The organism is Bacteroidota bacterium, assembly GCA_030706565.1.
Lineage (GTDB): Bacteria > Bacteroidota > Bacteroidia > Bacteroidales > JAUZOH01 > JAUZOH01.
In genome coordinates, this window is record JAUZOH010000442.1 from 1 (window position 1) to 2,943 (window position 2,943).

Genomic DNA, 2,943 nt, shown 5'->3' on the forward strand with positions numbered 1-2,943 from the left:
ACAGCCCTTATGATGGGAAGGTACATGATGGCTATATGTTCACCGATAATGGCTTTTGGGATACTTTTCGGGCAGTTCATCCTTTCTTTACGTTAATATGTCCTTCAATGACTGCAAAAATCATGCAGTCGCTTGTAGCTGCTTCGGAACAGAGCGGTTTTCTTCCTCAATGGGCAAGCCCCGGACACCGGGATTGCATGATCGGCAACAATGCCTGTGCCCTGATTGCTGATGCTTATGTGAAAGGAATCAGAAACTTCGACGTACAGAAAGCTCTGGCTGCAATGGTGAAAGATGCCGGTCAACAACATTCCCGCATGAGATCAGTGGGCAGGTTGGGCTGGAAGGAATATGATTCCCTGGGTTACGTCCCTTGTGACAAGTATAATGAAGCTACGGCAAGAACATTGGAATATGCATTTGATGATTTCTGCATTGCAGAAGTTGCTGAAGGCATCGGGAACAAAGACATTGCTGAAAAATTTTATAAAAAATCCTATAATTATAAAAACGTCTTTGACCCTGAAGTCGGTTGGATGAGGGGCCGAAATGCTGATGGTACCTGGCGTGCTAATTTTGATCCTTATGAATGGGGCGGTCCGTTTACAGAAGGGAATTCACTGCATTATACATGGTCTGTTTTCCATAATATTAATGATTTAATCGCGTTGATGGGAGGTAAGGATAAATTTATTCTTAAGCTGGATTCTATCTTCTCCATGCCTTTGCGTGTTAATACCGGTTCTTATCACGGGATGATTCATGAAATGACCGAAATGGTAAAGGGTAATATGGGCCAATATGCACATGGAAACCAGCCTATCCAACATATGATCTATTTATATGACCATGCGGGTGTTCCTTCAAAAGCTCAATACTGGACTCGTGAAGTGATGAACCGCTTATATCATCCCACGCCGCAGGGTTATTGCGGGGATGAAGATAACGGGCAAACTTCGGCCTGGTATGTGATGAGCGCCATGGGTTTTTACCCGGCTACTCCCGGCACAACTCAATATGCCATGGGAAGTCCGTTATTTAAAAAAATTACAATACACCTTGAAAACGGAAAAACCTTTATTATAGAGGCTCCCCAAAATAGTAATGCCAATGTTTACATAGGGAATGCCACGTATAACAATAAACCGTATACAAAATTATACATAGATTATTCTACTTTCATGGCAGGCGGCATATTGAAGTTGGATATGCAGGATAATCCGAAGGGTAAAAGGATAATACAGAAAGAGGACCTGCCTTTTTCCAAGGATAAATAATGAATTGCCGGGAAAATGAAATTTCCCGGCAGGATATAGTTGAAACAGGCAGTCAGCATGAAAGGAGATTCGGAATATTGTCCTTGTGGCTGCCTGTTTTTTTATGGATAGTTTAAAAGAGTTTTTTATAAGTCTGTATTTTGAGTCGTTATTCAATGATATGGAAAATTGATTTTTGATTGTTATAAATAGTTATATAATCCATCCCTGAGTTTTTTTGTCTATTTTTTCTACTTTCCCATCAGCTTACCTTTACATATATAATGATAATTTGCAATTAACTAAAACCATTATGAGACGGATTATAAATTATGTTGTTTTCTTTTCTATAGTGTTTTTGTCGTTTACAGGACACGAAAATGATATTTGGCTTGATCAGCTTAATATATCATTAATGAAAAGCGGATGGGGCTCTCCCCGAATCAATAAATCCATTACGGGAACTGCACTTTCAATAGCCGGGACCAGATTCGAACGGGGAGTGGGGACTCATGCACTTAGTACTTTTCTGATTAAGCTGGACGGGCATGCAAAATATTTTATTGCCAGGGTTGGTGTCGATGATGATGTGTGCGATAAGGCTTCTGTCATTTTTTACGTCCTGGGGGATAAGAAAATACTTTGGAAAAGCGAAGTGATGAAAAAGGGCGAAAAAGCCAGAGATATCAAAGTGAATTTATCGGGGATAAAGAAGCTCGGACTCTTGGTCACTGAAGCTGATGATGGAGGGAACTGTGATCATGCCGATTGGGCAAATGCTCATCTTATTTATTCGGGAGAGAAACCAGTAGCCATCAACAATGAGCCTGGAGCTGACAAAGGCGAAATTCTTACTCCTGCGGCTCCCCTCATGCCAAGAATTAATGGCCCGAAAATATACGGAGTACATCCGGGTTCTCCATTTTTATATCGCATTCCGGCAACTGGTGAAAGGCCCATGTCGTTTGATGCTGAAAATTTACCCGAAGGTTTAAAAATTAATCCATCTACCGGAATAATTAGCGGTCAAATCGGGAAAGCCGGATCTTATTCCATTGTTTTGATAGCTAAAAATGGTAAAGGGCAAGCACGTAAAGATTTTCTAATCAGGGTAGGAGAAACATTGGCCCTCACTCCTTCAATGGGATGGAATAGCTGGTATATCTACTATGGAAATGTAAGCGATTCGCTGATACGTTTGTCTGCTGATCAGCTGGTTAATTCGGGAATGGTGAATTATGGATATCAGTTTGTAAATGTAGATGATTGCTGGGCAGTAAAAGCAGATTCTAATGATCCGATAGTTGGCGGAATAACCCGGGATGAAACGGGTGGGATAAGAACAAATAAAAAATTTCCGGATATGCCGGCCATGACCGGTTATATTCATTCGAAAGGATTAAAGGCAGGAATTTATACATCACCTGGCCCGATGACCTGTGCCCATTATGAAGGCAGTTACAAACATGAAAGGCAGGATGCAGAGACTTTTGCCGATTGGGGTTTTGATTTTCTTAAATATGACTGGTGCACTTATGGAAGGGTCGAACCTTCCAAAACTGTTGAGGATATGCAGGCTCCTTATAAATTGATGTGGAACGAAGTGCGTAAATTAAAACGGGATGTGGTCTTTAATCTTTGTCAATATGGTATGGGGCAGGTCTGGAAATGGGGAGGAGAAGTAGGA

Annotated in this window: 2 protein-coding genes; both read left to right on the top strand. The window is 41.2% G+C overall.

Going from position 1 to position 2,943, the window contains the following annotated elements; translation table 11 throughout:
- A partial coding sequence (locus Q8907_15330; protein ID MDP4275643.1) for a glycoside hydrolase family 92 protein occupies nt 1–1,277 on the top strand: 1,277 nt, incomplete at its 5' end.
- A 292-nt stretch (nt 1,278–1,569) separates the two neighbouring features.
- The coding region (locus Q8907_15335) for an NPCBM/NEW2 domain-containing protein (GenBank protein ID MDP4275644.1) at nt 1,570–2,943 on the top strand (1,374 nt) is incomplete at its 3' end.